The sequence below is a fragment of the Pseudoduganella rivuli genome (genome assembly GCF_009674485.1).
In the GTDB taxonomy this organism is placed as follows: domain Bacteria; phylum Pseudomonadota; class Gammaproteobacteria; order Burkholderiales; family Burkholderiaceae_D; genus Rugamonas; species Rugamonas rivuli_B.
In genome coordinates this window covers 1-231 of sequence record NZ_WKJJ01000096.1, presented here as the reverse complement: position 1 = coordinate 231, position 231 = coordinate 1, and the positions used below count along the sequence as shown (strand labels likewise).

Sequence of the window (231 nt, the reverse complement as noted above, 5' to 3'; positions counted from 1 at the left end):
ACCGTCGTATGATGCGATGGGGGGACGGATCGCGGAAGGTTGTCCAACTGTTGGAATAGTTGGTTTCTGGTTCAGAGAAGGCACTTAGGCAAATCCGGGTGCGGAATTCAAGGGACTGGGACGAGCGCCTTTATGGTGCGAAGCAATCGGAAGTGGTTCCAAGAAAAGCCTCTAAGCTTCAGTCATACGAGACCGTACCGCAAACCGACACAGGTGGGCGAGATGAGTATT

The 231-nt window shown here is 52.8% G+C and carries 1 rRNA gene; it reads left to right on the top strand.

The features are described from left to right. Positions 1-231 (top strand): 23S ribosomal RNA (locus tag GJ700_RS34890); the annotation flags it as partial.